The sequence below is a fragment of the Burkholderia sp. Leaf177 genome (assembly GCF_001424345.1).
Lineage (GTDB): Bacteria > Pseudomonadota > Gammaproteobacteria > Burkholderiales > Burkholderiaceae > Caballeronia.
On record NZ_LMPF01000026.1, the window covers coordinates 297986 to 314052 of the forward strand.

A 16067-nucleotide genomic window follows, 5' to 3' on the forward strand; every position below is an offset into this window, starting at 1 on the left:
TGATTTCAAAATGAAAGCGGTTGCTTGCGCGTTCGTGCAATCCATAAAGTGCGTCGCCTGATAAACATATGGCAAACGAATAATTGTTAAGCGGACGATGCGTCGTTAGTCTTTGCTTTCGCGCCATTTCCAACGATACGAGGGTCTTGCAGATCATGTCCGGTACTCCACATCTCGAACCGGCTTCGGATCGTTCCGGCATCGCGTTCAAGCCAGCCGCGACGGTCCGAACCACGATCGCGCGCACTGTTTCCACTACGGGCCGCCGCGCGTCGCGAGAAGTCTTGCCGGCATGGCTCGCTGCGTTGGCTTGGGTCGCAAGTGCCGCGCTCACGCAATGGTGGCCCGATGCGGACGACTGGCCGTACACGCGTCACCTGCTGATTCTCAAACTGGCGCTTGCCGTTGTCGCCGTGGTGATCGGCGTGAGCGCCTATGCAAGTCTTTCCGTCCGTCAAGCCGATGCACCGCGAAGCCGCGCGGAACGCTGCCTCGCGGTCATGCCATGGCTTGTTGCGCTCGCAATTGCGTTCACCGTTTGGGACGTGCTGACTGCAAAACTCGAATGGCTGCCGCGTCCGTTCTTCGCGCCGCCGCAGGCTTTAATTGCCGTCTTCTTCGATGACTTCCCGCGCCTCGGCTCGAGCGTTGTGCATTCGTTCGGCTTGCTCGCGTATGGTTATGTGATCGGCGCTGTCGCGGGATTCGTGACGGGCGTGGGCATCGGTTGGTCGAAAGCGGTCGGCTACTGGCTGCATCCGGTGCTGAGACTGATCGGCCCGTTGCCCGCCACCGCGTGGTTGCCGCTGGCGTTCTTTTTCTTTCCATCGAGCTTCAGCGCAAGCGTGTTTCTTATCGCGCTTGCCACGGGCTTTCCCGTCGCGGTCCTGACGTGGTCGGGCGTGGCCGGCGTGAACAGCACGTTCTACGACGTCGCGCGCACGCTGGGTGCAAGGCCCGGTTTTCTGATTCTCAAGGTCGCTATCCCGGCTGCGCTGCCTTCGGTGTTCGTCGGACTTTTCATGGGACTCGGTGCATCGTTTTCCGTGCTTATCGTCGCCGAGATGATGGGCGTAAAAGCGGGTCTCGGATGGTATTTGCAATGGGCGCAAGGCTGGGCCGCGTACGCAAACATGTATGCCGCGTTGCTCGTCATGGCGCTGATGTGCTCGGGCCTCATTACCTTGCTGTTCCGCTTTCGTGATCGTTTATTAGCCTGGCAAAAGGGATTGTTGAAATGGTAAGCACGCAACTCGGCCAGGCATCACCCAGGCAATTTTCACCCGGAGCGCGTATCGATGTCAGCGAAGTCAGCCACCGGTTTTCATTGCATGGCGCAGCGTTGCCCGTGCTCGATGACGTCAGTTTTTCTGTAGAGCCTGGCGAATTTGTCGCGTTGCTCGGGCCGAGCGGTTGCGGAAAATCGACGTTGCTCAGGCTCGTGGCCGGGCTCGATTCGCCGGCGCAGGGAACCGTGTCGTCCAATGGCGTAAGCATTGGCGGTCCCGATCCATCGCGCGTCGTGGTGTTTCAGGACCCGACCTTGTACCCGTGGCGCACCGTGCGGGCGAACGTTGGGCTTGGACCGGAAGCGCAACGTGACGGCTTTAGATTTCCGTGGAGCAAACGCAAGGCGGCGCTTCCGTTAAGCGGAAAAACAGCTTCGCCGGAACAGCGTATCGATGCCGCGTTGCAACTCGTCGGCCTGACCGAATTTGCCGCGGCCTATCCGCACCAACTGTCGGGCGGTATGGCGCAACGCGTGGCTTTGGCGCGCGCGCTCGTCAACGATCCTGAACTGCTCGTACTCGATGAACCATTCGGCAAGCTCGACTCGCTCACGCGACTGCGGATGCAAAGCGAACTCGTGAAGCTTTGGCGCGACGCGCGTTTCTCGGTCCTGCTTGTGACGCACGACGTTGAAGAAGCATTGTTCCTTGCAAACCGCGTCATTATTTTCAGCGAACGCCCCGCGCGCATCACCGCTGAAGTGCGCAACGACGCACCTTACCCGCGGCATCGTGATGATCCGAAGCTGGTCGAGCTGCGCCGCGAAGTGCTTGAGCTGCTCGGTCTGGTCGCGTGATCCATTACATCGACACAACTCAAAACCAACGACCCGTGGAGAATTACCGATGAACCGTTCAGATCCCGATGCCGGTCAAGGCGTCTTGCCGCCAGAAAGCAATTCGCGCCGGGCTTGGCTGCGAAAGACGGCGTGGACCACCGGCGCCGTGGCCTTGGGTGGCGCGTCGTTCGGTCTGGCTGGTTTGCCCGCTCGCGCCGATGACACCAAACTGAAGCCGGTGAAGCTGTCGTGGAACGCAAGCGCAATCTGCACGGCGCCGGTGCCCGTCGGCATTAAACAGGGATTCTTTGCCAAGCACGGATTGGACGTTGAACTCATCAACTTTGCCGGGTCGACCGACCAGTTGCTCGAAGCCATTGCCACGGGCAAGTCGGACGCGGGCGTAGGCATGGCGCTGCGCTGGATCAAACCGCTCGAGCAGGGTTTCGATGTCAAGCTCACCGCCGGCATTCACGGCGGCTGCATGCGGTTGCTGGCTACCAGAACATCGGGCATTGTCGATTTGCCTGGAATCAAGGGCAAGACGGTAGGCGTCAGCGACATGGCGAGCCCCGCGAAGAACTTCTTTGCTATCACGTTGAAGAAGATCGGCATCGATCCGGATAACGACGTGCGCTGGCGGCAGTATCCCGCCAACCTGCTTGGCGAGGCATTGAAGAAGGGCGAAGTCCATGCAATTGCGGACGGCGATCCGACCATCTGGACGCTACGCGAATCGGACCACTTGTACGAGGTATCGAACAACTTGTGCGGCGAATATCAGACGCGCGTCTGCTGCGTGCTCGGTGTACGCGGCAGCCTCGTGCGAAAGGATCGTGCAACCGCGCAAGCGCTCACGCAGGCCTTGCTGGAAGCAACGGAATGGACTGCGAACAATCCGGCAGAGGCGGCGGCGATCTTTTCGGTCCATGCACCGCAAGCGGACGTTGCGCAGCTTACGGCAATGTTGAAGAGTCACACGGATCATCATCATCCGGTCGGCGACGCATTCAAGAAAGAGATCTCGCTTTATGCCGATGACCTCAAGACAGTCGGTGTACTAAATAGCGGAACGGACTCGACGCGTTTTGCAAACAAAGTGTTTTCAGACGTGCTGGCTTGAACGTTCATAGCGCCAGCTTGTATCCTTCATGGCTCGCGACGAAGCCGAGTTTGTCATAGAACCTGTGGGCATCGGCGCGGGTCTTGTCGGTCGTTAGCTGCACGAGATTGCAGCCGCGCGCCTTGCATTGCGCGATCGCCCATTCGAACATCTTCTGCCCGAGGCCTGAATCGCGGCGGTGCGCGGTTATGCGTACCGCTTCGATTTGTCCTCGCCACGCGCCCATCCGCGCGATCCCCGGAATGAACGTGAGTTGCAGCGTTCCAATCACCTCTTCGTTGTCCGCGACGACTACGAGAAGCTGATTGGCGTCTGCGTTTATGGCCTCGAACGCAGCGACGTAACGCGCATCAAGCGGGGTGCCGGTGCTTTCACGTTGGCTGCCGAGCGGATCATCGGCGAGCATTGCGACAATGGCGGGGATATCGGCCAAACGCGCCGGCCTGAAAACGACGTGTTCCATTTGGGCCTCCTTCAATGCCTGGAAAGTAATGCAGCCGAACGGCTCTCGGCGCTCAAACGGCCAGGCTTTTTCCTGTGGTATGCGTGCAAAGCGTGCCGCGGACGCGCGGCTCCATACACGTACGATCTGCACTGGAAAGCACCATTGCATTCTATCGACAAATTCAGGGAGAATCGTGCGAACGCCATTGCTGGATTGACGGACCGGGAACCAATTTCACCGCCGCCAACCGCGCGCAATCCGGACGGGCTGGTAGTTGAGTACTATCAAGCGCCTCCGGACGGACAAGTCCTGGGCAAACGTGGTGAAGCAGAAGCATCTCTGACGGGTTCTCATGAAAAAATATCGCCCGCGTCTTCCGCAGGACCACTCGCACGTTGCATGGCGGGAGCTGTCGCTGACATCGTTGCCGATTGCCCTTGTATTCGTTGCGCTGGTCGGGCTGATTGTCTGGGTCGCCGATCCCGCGCCACCCAAGACCATCACCATCAGCGCAGGTCCGCACGACAGCTCGCTTTTGAACACGGCCAACACTTACAAAAAGATCCTGGCGCGCAACGGCATCACGCTCAAGGTGCTCGAATCCGATGGTTCCGTGCAGAATCTCCAGCGGCTGATGGATCCCAAGCAACACGTGGATATCGCGCTCGTGCAAGGCGGGGTATCGGATGAAGCGGCGAGGGCTTCGCTGATGTCGCTCGGAGGGATTTTTTACGTCCCCATCGTGGTGTTTTATCGGGGCAAGGACATGACGCAGCTTTCGCAACTCGAAGGCAAGCGCATCGCGATAGGGCGCGAAGGCAGCGGCACGCGACAGTTATCGCTCAACCTGCTCGCGGCCAACGGCGTAACTCCTGGCGATACACATCTCGTGCCCATCGACGGCATGCAGGCCGCCGAACAGTTGGTGGCAGGAAATATCGATGCCGCCATGCTAAGCGGCGACTCGACCACGCGTTCGCTGATGCTGCGGCTCCTCGGCATACCGGGCATTTCGGTCATGAACTTTGCGGAGGCGAGCGCTTATACGCGCCTGTTTCCTTACCTCGATGAAATCGATCTGCCGCCCGGCGTTCTCGATCTTCGACGCAAAGTGCCGCGCGAAACCTTGCACATGATTGGCCCGACCGTCGAGATCGTAGCGCGGCCGAATCTGCATCCGGCTATATCGGACCTGCTGATCGAGGCCGCGCAAGAAGTGCACGGCGCGGCGGGTCTGATGCAGCGCGCCGGCGATTTCCCGAGCACTACAACGCGCGAATATCGCATCAGCGAAGACGCGACGCGTTACTACAAGTCAGGCAAGAGTTTTTTGTATCGCGTGCTGCCATTCTGGGTCGCAAGCATCACAGACCGTATCCTGGTGCTTTTATTGCCGGTCGCCGTGCTGCTGTTTCCGGCGCTGCGGCTGATTCCCGCGCTATACGGATGGCGTGTGCGCTCGCGGATTTATCGATACTACGGGGCATTGATCGCGATAGAGCGCGGCGCGCTGAGTACATCGACGGAAGAACAGCGTCTCGCGTTGCTCGCGGAACTCGATGAAATCGAAGCGTCGCTCAATACACTTAAAATGCCGCTCGCTTATGCCGATGCGTTTTACGTGCTGCGCGAACACGTGGGTTTTGTGCGGATGCATCTGACCGGCACACAGCGCGAACACGCGCACTGATCCTCGTGTCCATTCATGTCCTAGTCGTTTCGCGCGTTTTTGGCTCTATAAGCGATTCCCTAGGCAAGTTATCGTGGGTTCCTCTTTGGAAGGAATCCCATGAACCACTCCACCGTGTTTCAACATCTCGAAGGGCCGGCCGAGCTAACATCGGCTTTCGGCGTGATGCAGGAATTGCGTCCGCACTTGAGCACCGCCGATGCTTTCGCCAGACAGATCAACCGGCAAATTGCGCAGGGTTATCGGCTATTGGCGGCTTACGATGGCGAAGCACTCATCGGCCTGGCAGGGTACAGGTTCGTGGAAAACCTGATCTATGGCCGGTTTGTCTACGTCGATGACCTCGTTGTGACTTCACATCTGCAGCGCTCGGGCGTAGGCGCCCAGTTGCTGGCAGAGGTTCGGCGGATCGCGCGAGAAGCAGGTTGCGATAATTTCGTACTCGATACCGGTTTGCACATGGCGCTTGCACAGCGCTTTTATTATCGGCAGGGATTGTTGGCGAAAGGCATGCATTTCGTCGAATCCTTAACTCCGGCTTTGCCGTCATCACCCGCAGGGAAACTCTGATGCGTACGCTTTTGTTGAACAGCAGCCCGCATGGCAAAGCCAGTCATGCTTATGGTCTTGCGCGCGAAATGATCGGAACGCTCGATACACACATCGTGGAACGCGATCTGGTTGCGGAGCCCCTTCCGCCGATCGGCCGGGATTACGCGGCAGCCGTGACTTCCGGAAGTTCCGAGAACGAGGCATTCGACTGGTCGGAGTGCGTCATTCGCGAACTGGAGGACACGGACGTTCTGATGATCACCACGCCCATGCACAACTTTACGGTGCCGGCGGCGCTGAAACTCTGGATAGATCACGTCTTGCGCATCAACAGGACGTTCACCTCCACACCGGACGGCAAGGTCGGCCTGATGAAGGACCGGCCCACTTTTGTGCTGGTCGGTTCGGGCGGTTTTCATACGGGCGAGCGTGCGCGCCAACCGGATTTCCTTACGCCGTATCTTCGATACGCACTGGAATCCATCGGAATTCGCAGCGTGCATTTCGTTCTGCTGCAAGGCCTGGTCGGTAGCGATGTTACGGTATCCAAAGCATTGCAGGATGCACATAATACATTGCTGGCGCATGCGCCTTTCAATACGGTCGATTCCGTTTCAGCTTAGATCGATGCGTCGGCCGCGCGTTTTAATTCGAGCGCGCGGCGCATCGCCAGGTGTTCGTCGGCTATGTTCGCGAAGCCCAGCACCAGTCCACTTTGCGGCGGCGCGTCCAGCGCGTCCATATACCAGCGCGATAACGCCTGTTCGCCGAAGCCGCCAGGATTGGCGCGCTCGGCGACGGCCGCGTCGTCCGTACCGTCCGTGAAGTGAGCTGCCATTTGCAAACCTCCGGGCGGAAGGTCGATCGCAAGGCGCTCGCCGAACACTTCGGAAATGGCGCGTGCGGTGATTTCACGCCGATGCGCATAAAGCAGCCGCATTTTCTTCAGATGCCGCGCGAAGTGGCCTTCTGCCATGAAGTCGGTCACGCTTGCCTGCAAAAGATACGGCGATCCCGCGTTCATGCTTGCGCTGACTTCGTGAAAGCGCTGCGTTGCGCTAAGCGGCGCGACGACATATGCCAGCCGCAATCCTGGAAACATCACCTTGCTGAACGTGCCGCTATAAATCACGCGATCGTGCTGATCCAGACTTTTCAGCGCGGGAAGCGGCCGCCCTGCGTAGCGGAACTCGCTGTCGTAATCATCTTCTATGACCCAACTTCCGTTCGATCTCGTCCAGTCGAGCAATGCCATCCGGCGTTCCAGCGACAAGGTCACGCCCATCGGACTTTGGTGCGACGGGGTGACGACCGCGAAGCGCGCATTCGGGTTCAGCGCGAGCCCTCGTTCGACCGAGATTCCGTGCGCATCGACGGGAACGGGCACGAGCCGCGCATTCACTTCGAGCAAGAAGCGCCGCGCGAGTATGTAGCCGGGATCTTCGAACCAGAAGGCGTCGTCGGGAGAGGCGAGACTGCGCAATACGAGTTCGAGCGTCGCGCGATAACCCGTCGTGACAAACACCTGTTCGGGCACGCACTCCACGCCGCGCGACAAACCGAGGTAGGTTGCGATCCGCTCGCGCAAGGGCCAGAAACCCGCCGGGTCGGGATAGGCGAATGCGCTGATGTCACCGCTGCGCAGCCGGTGAGCAACCAGCCGGTTCCAGACCTTGCGCGGAAAGGCATCGATTGCGGGCAGGCCCAGCTGATAAGGCTTCGGCGCGCCGCTGCCATGCGGCGATGCAGCGGCTGAAATTACCGGCAGCGCTTTGCCCGTGCGCGCAGGTCCGCTTGCCGAGACCGGAAGCGCGGACGAGACAATCGTTCCGGCCGCGCCGCGCACCTGCAAGTAGCCTTCATCGGCGAGAATGCGATAGGCCATTTCCACGGTTCCGCGCGCTACGTTCAGTTCCATCGCGAGGCCGCGAACGGCCGGCACGCGATCGCCGGAACGCAAATGCCCTTGCGCAATCGCCGTCTTGAATCGATGACAAATCTGTAGATAAACCGGCACGGAAAGCGCGCGGTCGATACCCAGATCGAGCTTTGACGAAGCGGGTTTCATGGACTAGTCATTGTGTTGATTCTTGGCTCTTCTGGGCAGGCCATGATTTTCGCATACTCCTTCTGTGGCCCGATATCAGGCGCCAGCAACTTAATGACCAAACCAGGAGCTTTCCATGACTTCCCGTCTCGACTTCTACAAATCCAATCCCGCCGACATCAAGGCCTTGCTGGGCGTTGAGGAACAGATCAACAAAAGCCCGCTCGAACAGATCCTGAAGGAACTCGTGCGCTTGCGTGCATCGCAGATCAATGGCTGTGCTTTTTGCCTCGACATGCATGTCGCCGATGCACGCAAGGCAGGCGAAACGGAACGCCGCCTGGCGACCGTTTCCGCGTGGCGCGAGACGCCGTTCTTCAGCGAGCGCGAACGTGCCGCGCTGGAATGGACCGAGGCGCTGACGCTCGTTTCGCAGAACCATGTGCCGGATTCGGTCTGGGAAGCGGTCCGCCCGCATTTCGACGACAAGGAACTGACCGACCTGACGTTGCTGATCACATCGATCAACAGCTGGAATCGGTTCGCGATTGCGTTTCGCAAGATGCCTGTATAAGGCTTCGGCGTTGCATCAAACCTCGGCACGTGCGTCCAGCAGCAGGGCGACGCGCGTGCGAGCGAAGGCTGGGTCGATGGGTTCATCGTCGAAAAGCAGCCGGTACATGATCGGCGCCACCACGCCGTCCATCACGTCGCGAAGTTCCGGCGGCGATTCACCGCGCTCGACTGCCCGCTCGAGGATCATGCGGACCTGCGAGCGCGTGATGGCCGCGCACTGGCAGGCGGGGCCGCTGCCGTCGGCGTTCATGCCAGCAAGCACGTCGCGGGTCATCGCGCGGCCCGGCGCCGACGACATCTCGTCCTGATATCCCTGCGCCCAGGTTGCGAGATCGCTTTGGAGCGATCCGGTATCGGCGGGACCCGTGTCGGGGTAAAAACGCTGGACGGCGACATCGGCGAGCAGGGTTTGCAGGTCGCCCCAGCGCCGGTAAATAGTCGATGGCGTCACGCCCGCCCGCGCCGCGACCTGCGGCACGGTGATCTCGTCGCGCGACATTTCCGCCAGCAAGCCGTTGACGGCCTGGTGAACCGATTCCTGCACCCGTGCGCTCCTGCCACCGGGCCGCAAACCTTCTCGTGCTGCCATGCTGCACTCCTGCCAAAAACACTAAAGCTAAAAAGTTGCATTAACGCCAAACAGCGCGCACAATCCGCTAAAGCAATTATTTTGCGTTTATTCGCCGGAGTGCGCAATGGCTATCGATACCACTTTGCAGTTGTCCCGTCCGCCTTCGTCGCAAGCGCTCTGGCTGTATGCGCTCGCTTCATCGACGTTTTTCGCGGCATCCAGCGCGCCTACGCCGCTTTATCGTGTGTATCAGGAGGCTTGGGGATTTTCGTCGGCGATGGTCACGCTCGTGTTCGCCACTTATGCGTTCAGTTTGCTGGTGGCGTTGCTGACGACCGGCGCGCTTTCCGATCACATTGGGCGGCGTCCGGTGATCGTCGGCGGGATCGTGCTGGAAGTTCTGGCCATGCTGGTTTTCGCCGATGCTCACAGCGTCGGCATCCTGATCCTGGCGCGCGTGCTGCAGGGTTTCGCGACCGGCGCGGCGACGAGCGCACTGGGCGCGGCGATCCTCGATGCAAGCCGTGCACGCGGTTCCCTGGTCAATACCTTGTCGCCGCTATTCGGCATGGGCGTGGGTGCGCTCGGATCCAGCATGCTGGTGGAATATGCGCCGGCGCCCATGCGGCTGGTTTATATCGTGCTGATTGCATTGTTCGTGCTGCAGGCGGTCTGGGTGCTGGTGTTGCCCGAAACCGTGAGCCGGCTTCCGGGCACGCTGGCTTCGCTGGTGCCACGCGTGCGGGTTCCATCGGCGGCGCGAGGTGCGTTGCTGCGCATCGCGCCGGTCAACGTCGCGGTTTGGGCGCTGGGCGGTTTCTATCTATCGCTGGGGCCATCGCTTGCACGCGCTGTCACCGGAATCAACGATGCCACCACGGGCGGCTGGGTCGTGTTTGCATTGACCACGGGCGGACTCGTTGCCGTACTGCTTTTACGTTCGATGAGCACGTTGCGCTTGCTGATGACCGGCGCAATCGTGCTTGCGGGCGGTTTGCTGATCACGCTTACCGGCGTGCACGCGGGCCACGCAGGGATATTTTTCGCGGGGACGATCGTCGCCGGGATGGGTTTTGGTTCGGCTTTTCAGGGCGCACTGCGTTCGGTCTTGCCGCTCGCGGAGGCGCATGAACGGGCAGGGCTGATGGCTGCGTTGTACGTGCTGAGCTATCTGGCTTTTAGCGTACCGGCGATTCTTGCGGGAACGATGGCGCACGTGGTTGGTTTGCGGTTGACGACCGACGTGTACGGGATTTCGCTGATCGTGCTGGCCGCAATGACGGTGATTGCGAGCGGCATCGGCAAAAGCACGCGAATGGCTTGAGAGGTTTGCGTTCGGTTTTGCTGTTGTGAGCTTGATTCGGCTTTGGTCTATTGCGTTGCCCCTGTGCGAGGCAGCACTTCATTTCGTTCGTTGCAACACATGATGGATGCCATTCCTGATATCAACGACGACTTCACTTTCTTCCGATGCGCTGCGCGGCTACTGTCGATTACGCATCGCTCGCGGTGAATCCGTCATGACCGCGTCGATTCCCAACTTCGACGCGGTTGCATACGCTTCAGCCGAGTCCACGCCGAATGCGACGATCTTCACGTCGCCGTTCGTCTTGAAGCATTTCACGGCGGCTGGCGTCCACCATTTTGCATCGACCTTCGACACGCCGGTCCCAAGCGTAAAGCGCTCGATCACCTCGACTTGCCTATGCAACTCGATACCGACCCAGCTTCCGGCTGGCGGCGGGTTATCGCAGGTGCCGCCAAGCGAAAGATCCAGCAGACGATCACGCGTTGCATCGCGCGTTTCAAACACCTGCGCTTTTGGATACGCCTTCATGAGCTGGATGGCTTCGGCGTCGGTGGAATACAGACGCACCCGCGACCACGCGTTCGACTCGTCGAGAATTCGCGCGACGGCTGCCACTAGCGGCGCCGCCGGCGTCTGTTTCATATCGAGCATGATCGGCACGTTGGCGGGTACGGCCTGCAATGCTTCCCGCAACGTGGGAATACGCAGCCGCTTGTCGCGATACGGATAATTTATTTGTCCCGATGCATCTTTTACTTCGAAAGAATAACCGGCGTTGAGTTGCTCGATATCGCCCAGCGTGAACTCATCAATACGTCCATGCGCTTCTGTCAGCGCGCCAAGATCGCCCGGACGATAAAGCACCGGAACGCGGTCTTTTGTCACCTGGACCGTCATCCATAGCGCGTCGGCGCCGTTGTCTAGCGCAGTGCGAAATGCCAGCAAGGTGTTCTCGGGTGTATCGCCGGTACCGCCACGATGCGCGATGATCAACGGATCTGCGAACGCCGACGTCGCAGGCAACGCTACAAGCATGCAAAGCGATGCTGCGTTGAGAATTCTGAAAATGCCCGATGTCATTGGTTTGCCATCCAGATCAATTGCCAGGTTTGAACCGCCGATACTATATCTGCTCCGTTACGGTAACCGGTCGATCGCGTAGACTGTCCGGTCTCCCGGAACAGCAGGCAGCTTCTAGATGAACGTTGGTCTTTTCACATTACCCATTGCGCCGCTTATTTTCTTTGTCAGTGTCGTCGCTGCACTCTTCACCGGATGGATCTTTCGCAAAGGTCGTGCGGATGTCGACGGGGTGATTTTTTCCAGCGTCTTCATCGGGCTGATCGTTGCGCGCCTTTCGTTCGCGTTGCACTATCTGCCCGCATATAAAGACAACTGGTGGAAGATCCTCGATTACCGCGATCAGGGATTTGACCCGGTTCCGGGCCTGGTCGTTGGAGCGTGCGTGGTGATGTGGTTCATCGTTCGCCGGCGGCTCATGCGCGTGCCGCTGTTGGCTGCGGTCTTCGCGGGTGCTGTGGTATGGAGCGGCGCTAGCGCAGCAATGAATTTTTCACGCACGCCTCAGAACATTCCGGCCGTATCGTTGCTGGATCTGGAAGGCGTGCAGCAAGCGCTTTCGAAGGCTAACGGCCGTCCCGTCGTAGTGAATCTTTGGGCGACATGGTGTCCGCCGTGTCAGGCGGAAATGCCGGTTCTGGAAGAGGCGCAGAAGAATCTGCCGGGCATCGATATCGTGTTCGTCAATCAAGGCGAGACGCGCGACACGGTTAGCAATTATTTGAATTCGCACGATATCAGAATCGAGAACGCGCTCCTCGATCCACGCCTGATCGTGGCAAGGGCCGTTGAGGCAAAGGCCTATCCAACAACGCTTTTCTACGACGCTCAAGGGCGTCTCATATCGGCGCATCTCGGCCAGTTTTCGCGAGCAACGTTCACGCAAGCCATAGAGCGTTTCTATCCGGACATTGCAACAGGGCTTGCGCAATAATATCGGCGGAAATTCTTAACGGACTGAACACATGACAACGTCGTTGGCGCTCGATAAAGATTTTTGCAAGCTGCTCGTAAGTAGTCATCTTCGCGTTGTTGGTACGCCGTTGATCGATCAGGAGAACCTGCAAGCCGATGCCGCGCAATGGTTATACGAGGACGCGCCGTTTTGCGTGGTTGCGCATAACACGGATGCCGATCCGCGCTTCGTGTACGCCAATCGCGCGGCACAAAAATGCTTCGAATACACGTGGAGCGAATTCACGGAGTTGCGCTCGCGTTTGTCGGCTGAACATCCCAATCGCGATGAGCGCGATGCGTTGCTGGAATCGGTGCGAACGAAAGGTTATGCGAGCGGGTATCGCGGCCTTCGTATTGCAAAGTCGGGAAGGCGTTTCTGGATCGAAGACGTGACGGTCTGGAACCTGATTGACGACGACGGTGTGTATCGCGGACAAGCGGCGACTTATCGTCAATGGAAGGATGTTTAAATGCGCATCGCAGCGCCGGCAAGCACTAGGCTTTGACAAAGGCCGAATGGGTTTTCTTTTTTAACCACGCGCTCAAGTTTTCTATCGATCTATTTATAACGTGGTCGCTTGTTAGAACGCCCACAGTTGTAGTCTCTCCGATCACGTCGATCTCGACCCACGCGTTGCAGGAAAACACATGCGCATCGCCCGCGTTTAGATCGACGCGAAATAGTGGCGACAACTCCATCAGCCAGTCGAGCGACGGGTCGCGATAGATCAAGCGAAGCGCGCCATCGATTGCAATGAATTGCGTTCCCGCGCGTTGATGGCTGGCGTGGATCTGACCCGGATGCAAACAGATGGTTTTCATAACAGACGCTCGCTGACAGGTTTGAACATGCCTCAAGCTTATTTCCGGTCGCGATTGGGCGACAGATTCAGCACGGTAGAATCTGTTACGCAACAGATCGGCGATTCCTGATCTGTATCCGTTCATTCCTGGCGCGTCTGTATCTGGCGCGCGAACTTGCGCACAGGCAGCATTGCCAAATGACCGCATCTTCTGACACCTTGCCGCGCGACCTTCCAATGGCAGGCGAACCGCTCTACGAACGCCTTGCCGAGCACTACAGGCGGGTGATTACATCCGGGACATTGGCCCCTGGCGATCGCATGCCGTCGGTGCGCGTGCTGATGACGCGGCACCACGTCAGTCTCTCCACCGCGCTTCAAGTGTTCCGCAGGCTTGAGGACGCGGGCTGGCTGCAAGCAAAGCCGCGCTCGGGATATTTCGTGCGGAAGCGGACTATTGTGCAACTGCCTTGCGTCGATGAACCCGCGAATTCATCGCCGCCTGGCGAGGCGCAGTTTGTCGGATTGCATGAATCGATCTCGAAAGTCATCGCATTAGCCCAGCAATATCCTGATGCGTTGAATCTGGGCGGTGCGACTGCGGCCGCTTCGCTTTATCCAACGGCGCGACTGCAAGCGCTCACCATAAAACTCTTGCGGCAAAAACCGACGCTGCTTACCGAGTCCGGGCGCGACTCTGGCGGTGCGTCGTTCAGGCAAGCGGTTGCCAAGAGAGCACTGTCCGCCGGTGTCACGGTCTCGCCCGAAGAAGTGGTCGTCACAAATGGCGGAGTTGAAGCCGTGAATCTGGCGCTGCGTGCAGTCACGCAAGCGGGCGATACAGTTGCTATCGAGTCCCCGGCGTTCTTTGGTGTCTTGCAGATCATCGAAAGCCTTGGGCTCCGTGCGCTGGAAATTTCGACTAGCCCGTCGACGGGGATTTCCATCGAAGCATTGGAAATGGCTTTTCGCGCTTATGGAAACATCAAGGCGCTAGTTGTCGTGCCGCATTTGCAGAATCCGCTTGGGTGCAACATGCCCGACGAACGCAAGGCCGAACTCGTTCGGCTATGCGCGCAGCACAACGTGGCGCTAATTGAAGACGATCCTTACCGCGAACTACTCGATAAACCCGATCAGCACAAACCTCTGAAAGCGTGGGACAAGGACGGCGGTGTTATCCATTGTGTGTCGCTGAACAAGGTGCTGGCGCCTGGACTGCGGCTTGGATGGATGTCTGCCGGCCGATGGCATGCGCGCGTCAAGATGCTGAAATTCGCGCAGAGCCGGAACAACGAAAATTTGTCCCAGCTGGTTGCCGCGGAGTTTATAAACTCGGGGGCTTATGACCGGCATCTATTCCAGATGCGTGAACGCTTGCTGACTCAGCGTACAGCAACCGCTGAAGCGATCGCACGATATTTTCCGCCGGGGACGCGGCTTAGTGCGCCAGCGGGCGGCGTATTGCTTTGGGTGGAATTGCCTGAGGAAACAAATTCGGAACGCCTCTTCGAAGCCGCGCTTGCGGAGGGAATTCGCATTGCGCCGGGGACCATATTTTCGAACTCGCGGCGGTTTGCATCGTTTATTCGGCTGAGCTGTCCGCAACCTTTCGATCAAACCCTCGACGATGCATTCCAGCAACTCGGACGACTGGCGCTCGTGGCGCGCTAATGCACACGGCCTTTAAGATTAAGGTTGACTTGTCGTTTGGCGACTGCCTAAAATCCGGGCATCGTGAAAATTGGGGCTAAAGCCTTGGACATCTTCAGTAATCAAGCTTCGTGTTGTTTGACTGCCTGACCGGCAGGACTCCACGCTTTTATCTTAAGCCATCGTCCTGCCAGCAAGGCAGACGGTGCGCGTCGAAACACCTTCCACGTGTACCTTTTCCGCGCTTTAAGCGCGGTGCTTAGTTACGTCCGCACGAATGGTTTGCCCGTTGTCATTTGACCGTCATATGGAGTCAATACGGTGGCGCTGCGCTTGACGCCCGGCGCGCGGCGCCCGGACAAATCTACGCGAAATAACAAACTAAAGAATCGCTTTCATGTTGAATTATCTTCTTCCTCTTTTAGCCGCATTGGCGTGTGGAATCGGCATTGGTCTCGAGCGACAAATGCGTCAGCGCACCGCCGGTTTGCGCACCATCACGCTTGTCACGTGCGGCGCATGCCTGTTCGTTTTGCTCGGCGCAATGACCGGTAACGGCACCACCACGCTTACGCAAATCGCTGCATACGTGGTGTCGGGCGTCGGTTTCCTTGGCGGCGGTGTCATCATGCGGGAGCAGGGCGCCATTCAAGGCATCAATACAGCAGCCACCTTATGGTGTTCCGCCGCAGTCGGTGTGCTTTGCGGAGCCGGCCATTACGGTCCTGCGCTGGCCGGAACGGCGGTGATCCTGTTCATCAATACCGTATTGCGAGAGGTCGGCCGTGCAATCAATACCGCGCCTGTGGCATCCGCCGACCTGCTGCGCAAATATGTGCTGACCGTCGTGTGCCGCGAGCAGGACGAGGTGAATGTTCGCGCGCTTATCACCAATTCCATGGTGTCCGCGCCGTTGTCGTTCCAGGGACTAAGCAGCCGCGATATGAACGATGAATCGAACCGCGTTGAAGTCATCGCGACGCTCGAGACGCATCCACGGTATCAATCGAAAGTAGAAGCGGTTGCGAGCAGGCTTAGCATGGACAAAGGTGTATCGAGTGTGAGTTGGGCAGGACTCGATACGGTCGCCGTGCCCGACTGATCAAAACACGGCATTTACGGAATGGGTTTTGAAAGAATGGACCGGTACCATTCGCCATGCAACGTCTCAGCGGGGATGTCTCTGTGACGTG

General features: G+C 58.7%; 17 protein-coding genes. 12 read left to right on the forward strand and 5 right to left on the reverse strand.

What is annotated here, in order from left to right:
* Positions 1 to 155 precede the first annotated feature (155 nt).
* From ASG35_RS30450 to ASG35_RS30460, 3 genes are read left to right on the forward strand one after another with little or no spacing between them, the layout of a single operon-like run.
* Positions 156 to 1244 (forward strand): ABC transporter permease, encoded by a 1089-nt coding sequence (locus tag ASG35_RS30450; protein ID WP_082508692.1) that lies wholly within the window; start codon positions 156 to 158, stop codon positions 1242 to 1244.
* Positions 1238 to 2086, forward strand: a complete 849-nt coding sequence (locus ASG35_RS30455) for an ABC transporter ATP-binding protein (protein ID WP_056366831.1) — start codon at positions 1238 to 1240, stop codon at positions 2084 to 2086. The genes ASG35_RS30450 and ASG35_RS30455 overlap by 7 nt, the downstream gene beginning before the upstream one ends.
* A 49-nt stretch (positions 2087 to 2135) precedes the next feature.
* On the forward strand, positions 2136 to 3191 hold the full coding sequence (locus ASG35_RS30460) for an ABC transporter substrate-binding protein (protein WP_056366834.1): 1056 nt from the start codon (positions 2136 to 2138) through the stop codon (positions 3189 to 3191).
* A 4-nt stretch (positions 3192 to 3195) separates the two neighbouring features.
* On the opposite strand, the gene ASG35_RS30465 is transcribed toward ASG35_RS30460, so the two are convergent.
* Positions 3196 to 3654 (reverse strand): GNAT family N-acetyltransferase, encoded by a 459-nt coding sequence (locus ASG35_RS30465; protein ID WP_056366838.1) that lies wholly within the window; start codon positions 3652 to 3654, stop codon positions 3196 to 3198.
* Positions 3655 to 3988: 334 nt separating this feature from the next.
* Between ASG35_RS30465 and ASG35_RS30470 the strand changes: the two genes are divergently transcribed.
* The 3 genes from ASG35_RS30470 (at position 3989) to ASG35_RS30480 (ending at position 6501) form a co-directional block, all read left to right on the forward strand.
* On the forward strand, positions 3989 to 5326 hold the full coding sequence (locus ASG35_RS30470; protein WP_056366841.1) for a TAXI family TRAP transporter solute-binding subunit: 1338 nt from the start codon (positions 3989 to 3991) through the stop codon (positions 5324 to 5326).
* Positions 5327 to 5425: 99 nt separating this feature from the next.
* A complete protein-coding gene (locus tag ASG35_RS30475) occupies positions 5426 to 5896 on the forward strand; it encodes a GNAT family N-acetyltransferase (RefSeq protein ID WP_056366844.1) in 471 nt (156 codons plus the stop codon).
* On the forward strand, positions 5896 to 6501 hold the full coding sequence (locus ASG35_RS30480; protein ID WP_056366847.1) for an FMN-dependent NADH-azoreductase: 606 nt from the start codon (positions 5896 to 5898) through the stop codon (positions 6499 to 6501). Before ASG35_RS30475 ends, ASG35_RS30480 begins: the two co-directional genes overlap by 1 nt.
* On the opposite strand, the gene pdxR is transcribed toward ASG35_RS30480, so the two are convergent.
* A complete protein-coding gene (pdxR, locus tag ASG35_RS30485) occupies positions 6498 to 7946 on the reverse strand; it encodes a MocR-like pyridoxine biosynthesis transcription factor PdxR (protein WP_056366850.1) in 1449 nt (482 codons plus the stop codon). The genes ASG35_RS30480 and pdxR overlap by 4 nt on opposite strands.
* Positions 7947 to 8061: 115 nt before the next feature.
* Between pdxR and ASG35_RS30490 the strand changes: the two genes are divergently transcribed.
* A complete protein-coding gene (locus ASG35_RS30490; protein WP_056366853.1) occupies positions 8062 to 8499 on the forward strand; it encodes a carboxymuconolactone decarboxylase family protein in 438 nt (145 codons plus the stop codon).
* A 15-nt stretch (positions 8500 to 8514) separates the two neighbouring features.
* Here the strand turns inward: ASG35_RS30490 and ASG35_RS30495 are convergent, their stop codons facing one another.
* Positions 8515 to 9090, reverse strand: a complete 576-nt coding sequence (locus tag ASG35_RS30495; RefSeq protein ID WP_056366856.1) for a TetR/AcrR family transcriptional regulator — start codon at positions 9088 to 9090, stop codon at positions 8515 to 8517.
* A 106-nt stretch (positions 9091 to 9196) separates the two neighbouring features.
* Between ASG35_RS30495 and ASG35_RS30500 the strand changes: the two genes are divergently transcribed.
* A complete protein-coding gene (locus ASG35_RS30500) occupies positions 9197 to 10396 on the forward strand; it encodes an MFS transporter (RefSeq protein ID WP_056366859.1) in 1200 nt (399 codons plus the stop codon).
* A 159-nt stretch (positions 10397 to 10555) separates the two neighbouring features.
* Here ASG35_RS30500 and ASG35_RS30505 read toward each other — a convergent pair whose 3' ends face one another.
* On the reverse strand, positions 10556 to 11461 hold the full coding sequence (locus tag ASG35_RS30505; RefSeq protein ID WP_056366863.1) for a glycerophosphodiester phosphodiesterase family protein: 906 nt from the start codon (positions 11459 to 11461) through the stop codon (positions 10556 to 10558).
* A gap of 118 nt (positions 11462 to 11579) precedes the next feature.
* Here ASG35_RS30505 and ASG35_RS30510 point away from each other — a divergent pair, with 118 nt between their 5' ends.
* Entirely contained in the window at positions 11580 to 12395 is an 816-nt protein-coding gene (locus ASG35_RS30510; protein WP_056366865.1) for a TlpA disulfide reductase family protein, read from the forward strand.
* 31 nt (positions 12396 to 12426) lie between these two features.
* Complete coding sequence (locus ASG35_RS30515; protein WP_056366868.1) at positions 12427 to 12888, forward strand: MEKHLA domain-containing protein; 462 nt, start codon at positions 12427 to 12429, stop codon at positions 12886 to 12888.
* A gap of 25 nt (positions 12889 to 12913) precedes the next feature.
* On the opposite strand, the gene ASG35_RS30520 is transcribed toward ASG35_RS30515, so the two are convergent.
* Entirely contained in the window at positions 12914 to 13240 is a 327-nt protein-coding gene (locus ASG35_RS30520; protein WP_056366871.1) for a hypothetical protein, read from the reverse strand.
* A 179-nt stretch (positions 13241 to 13419) separates the two neighbouring features.
* On the opposite strand from ASG35_RS30520, the gene ASG35_RS30525 reads away from it, so the two are divergent.
* On the forward strand, positions 13420 to 14895 hold the full coding sequence (locus ASG35_RS30525; RefSeq protein ID WP_082508693.1) for an aminotransferase-like domain-containing protein: 1476 nt from the start codon (positions 13420 to 13422) through the stop codon (positions 14893 to 14895).
* Positions 14896 to 15271: 376 nt separating this feature from the next.
* Positions 15272 to 15976 (forward strand): MgtC/SapB family protein, encoded by a 705-nt coding sequence (locus ASG35_RS30530; protein WP_056366876.1) that lies wholly within the window; start codon positions 15272 to 15274, stop codon positions 15974 to 15976.
* Positions 15977 to 16067: the final 91 nt, after the last annotated feature.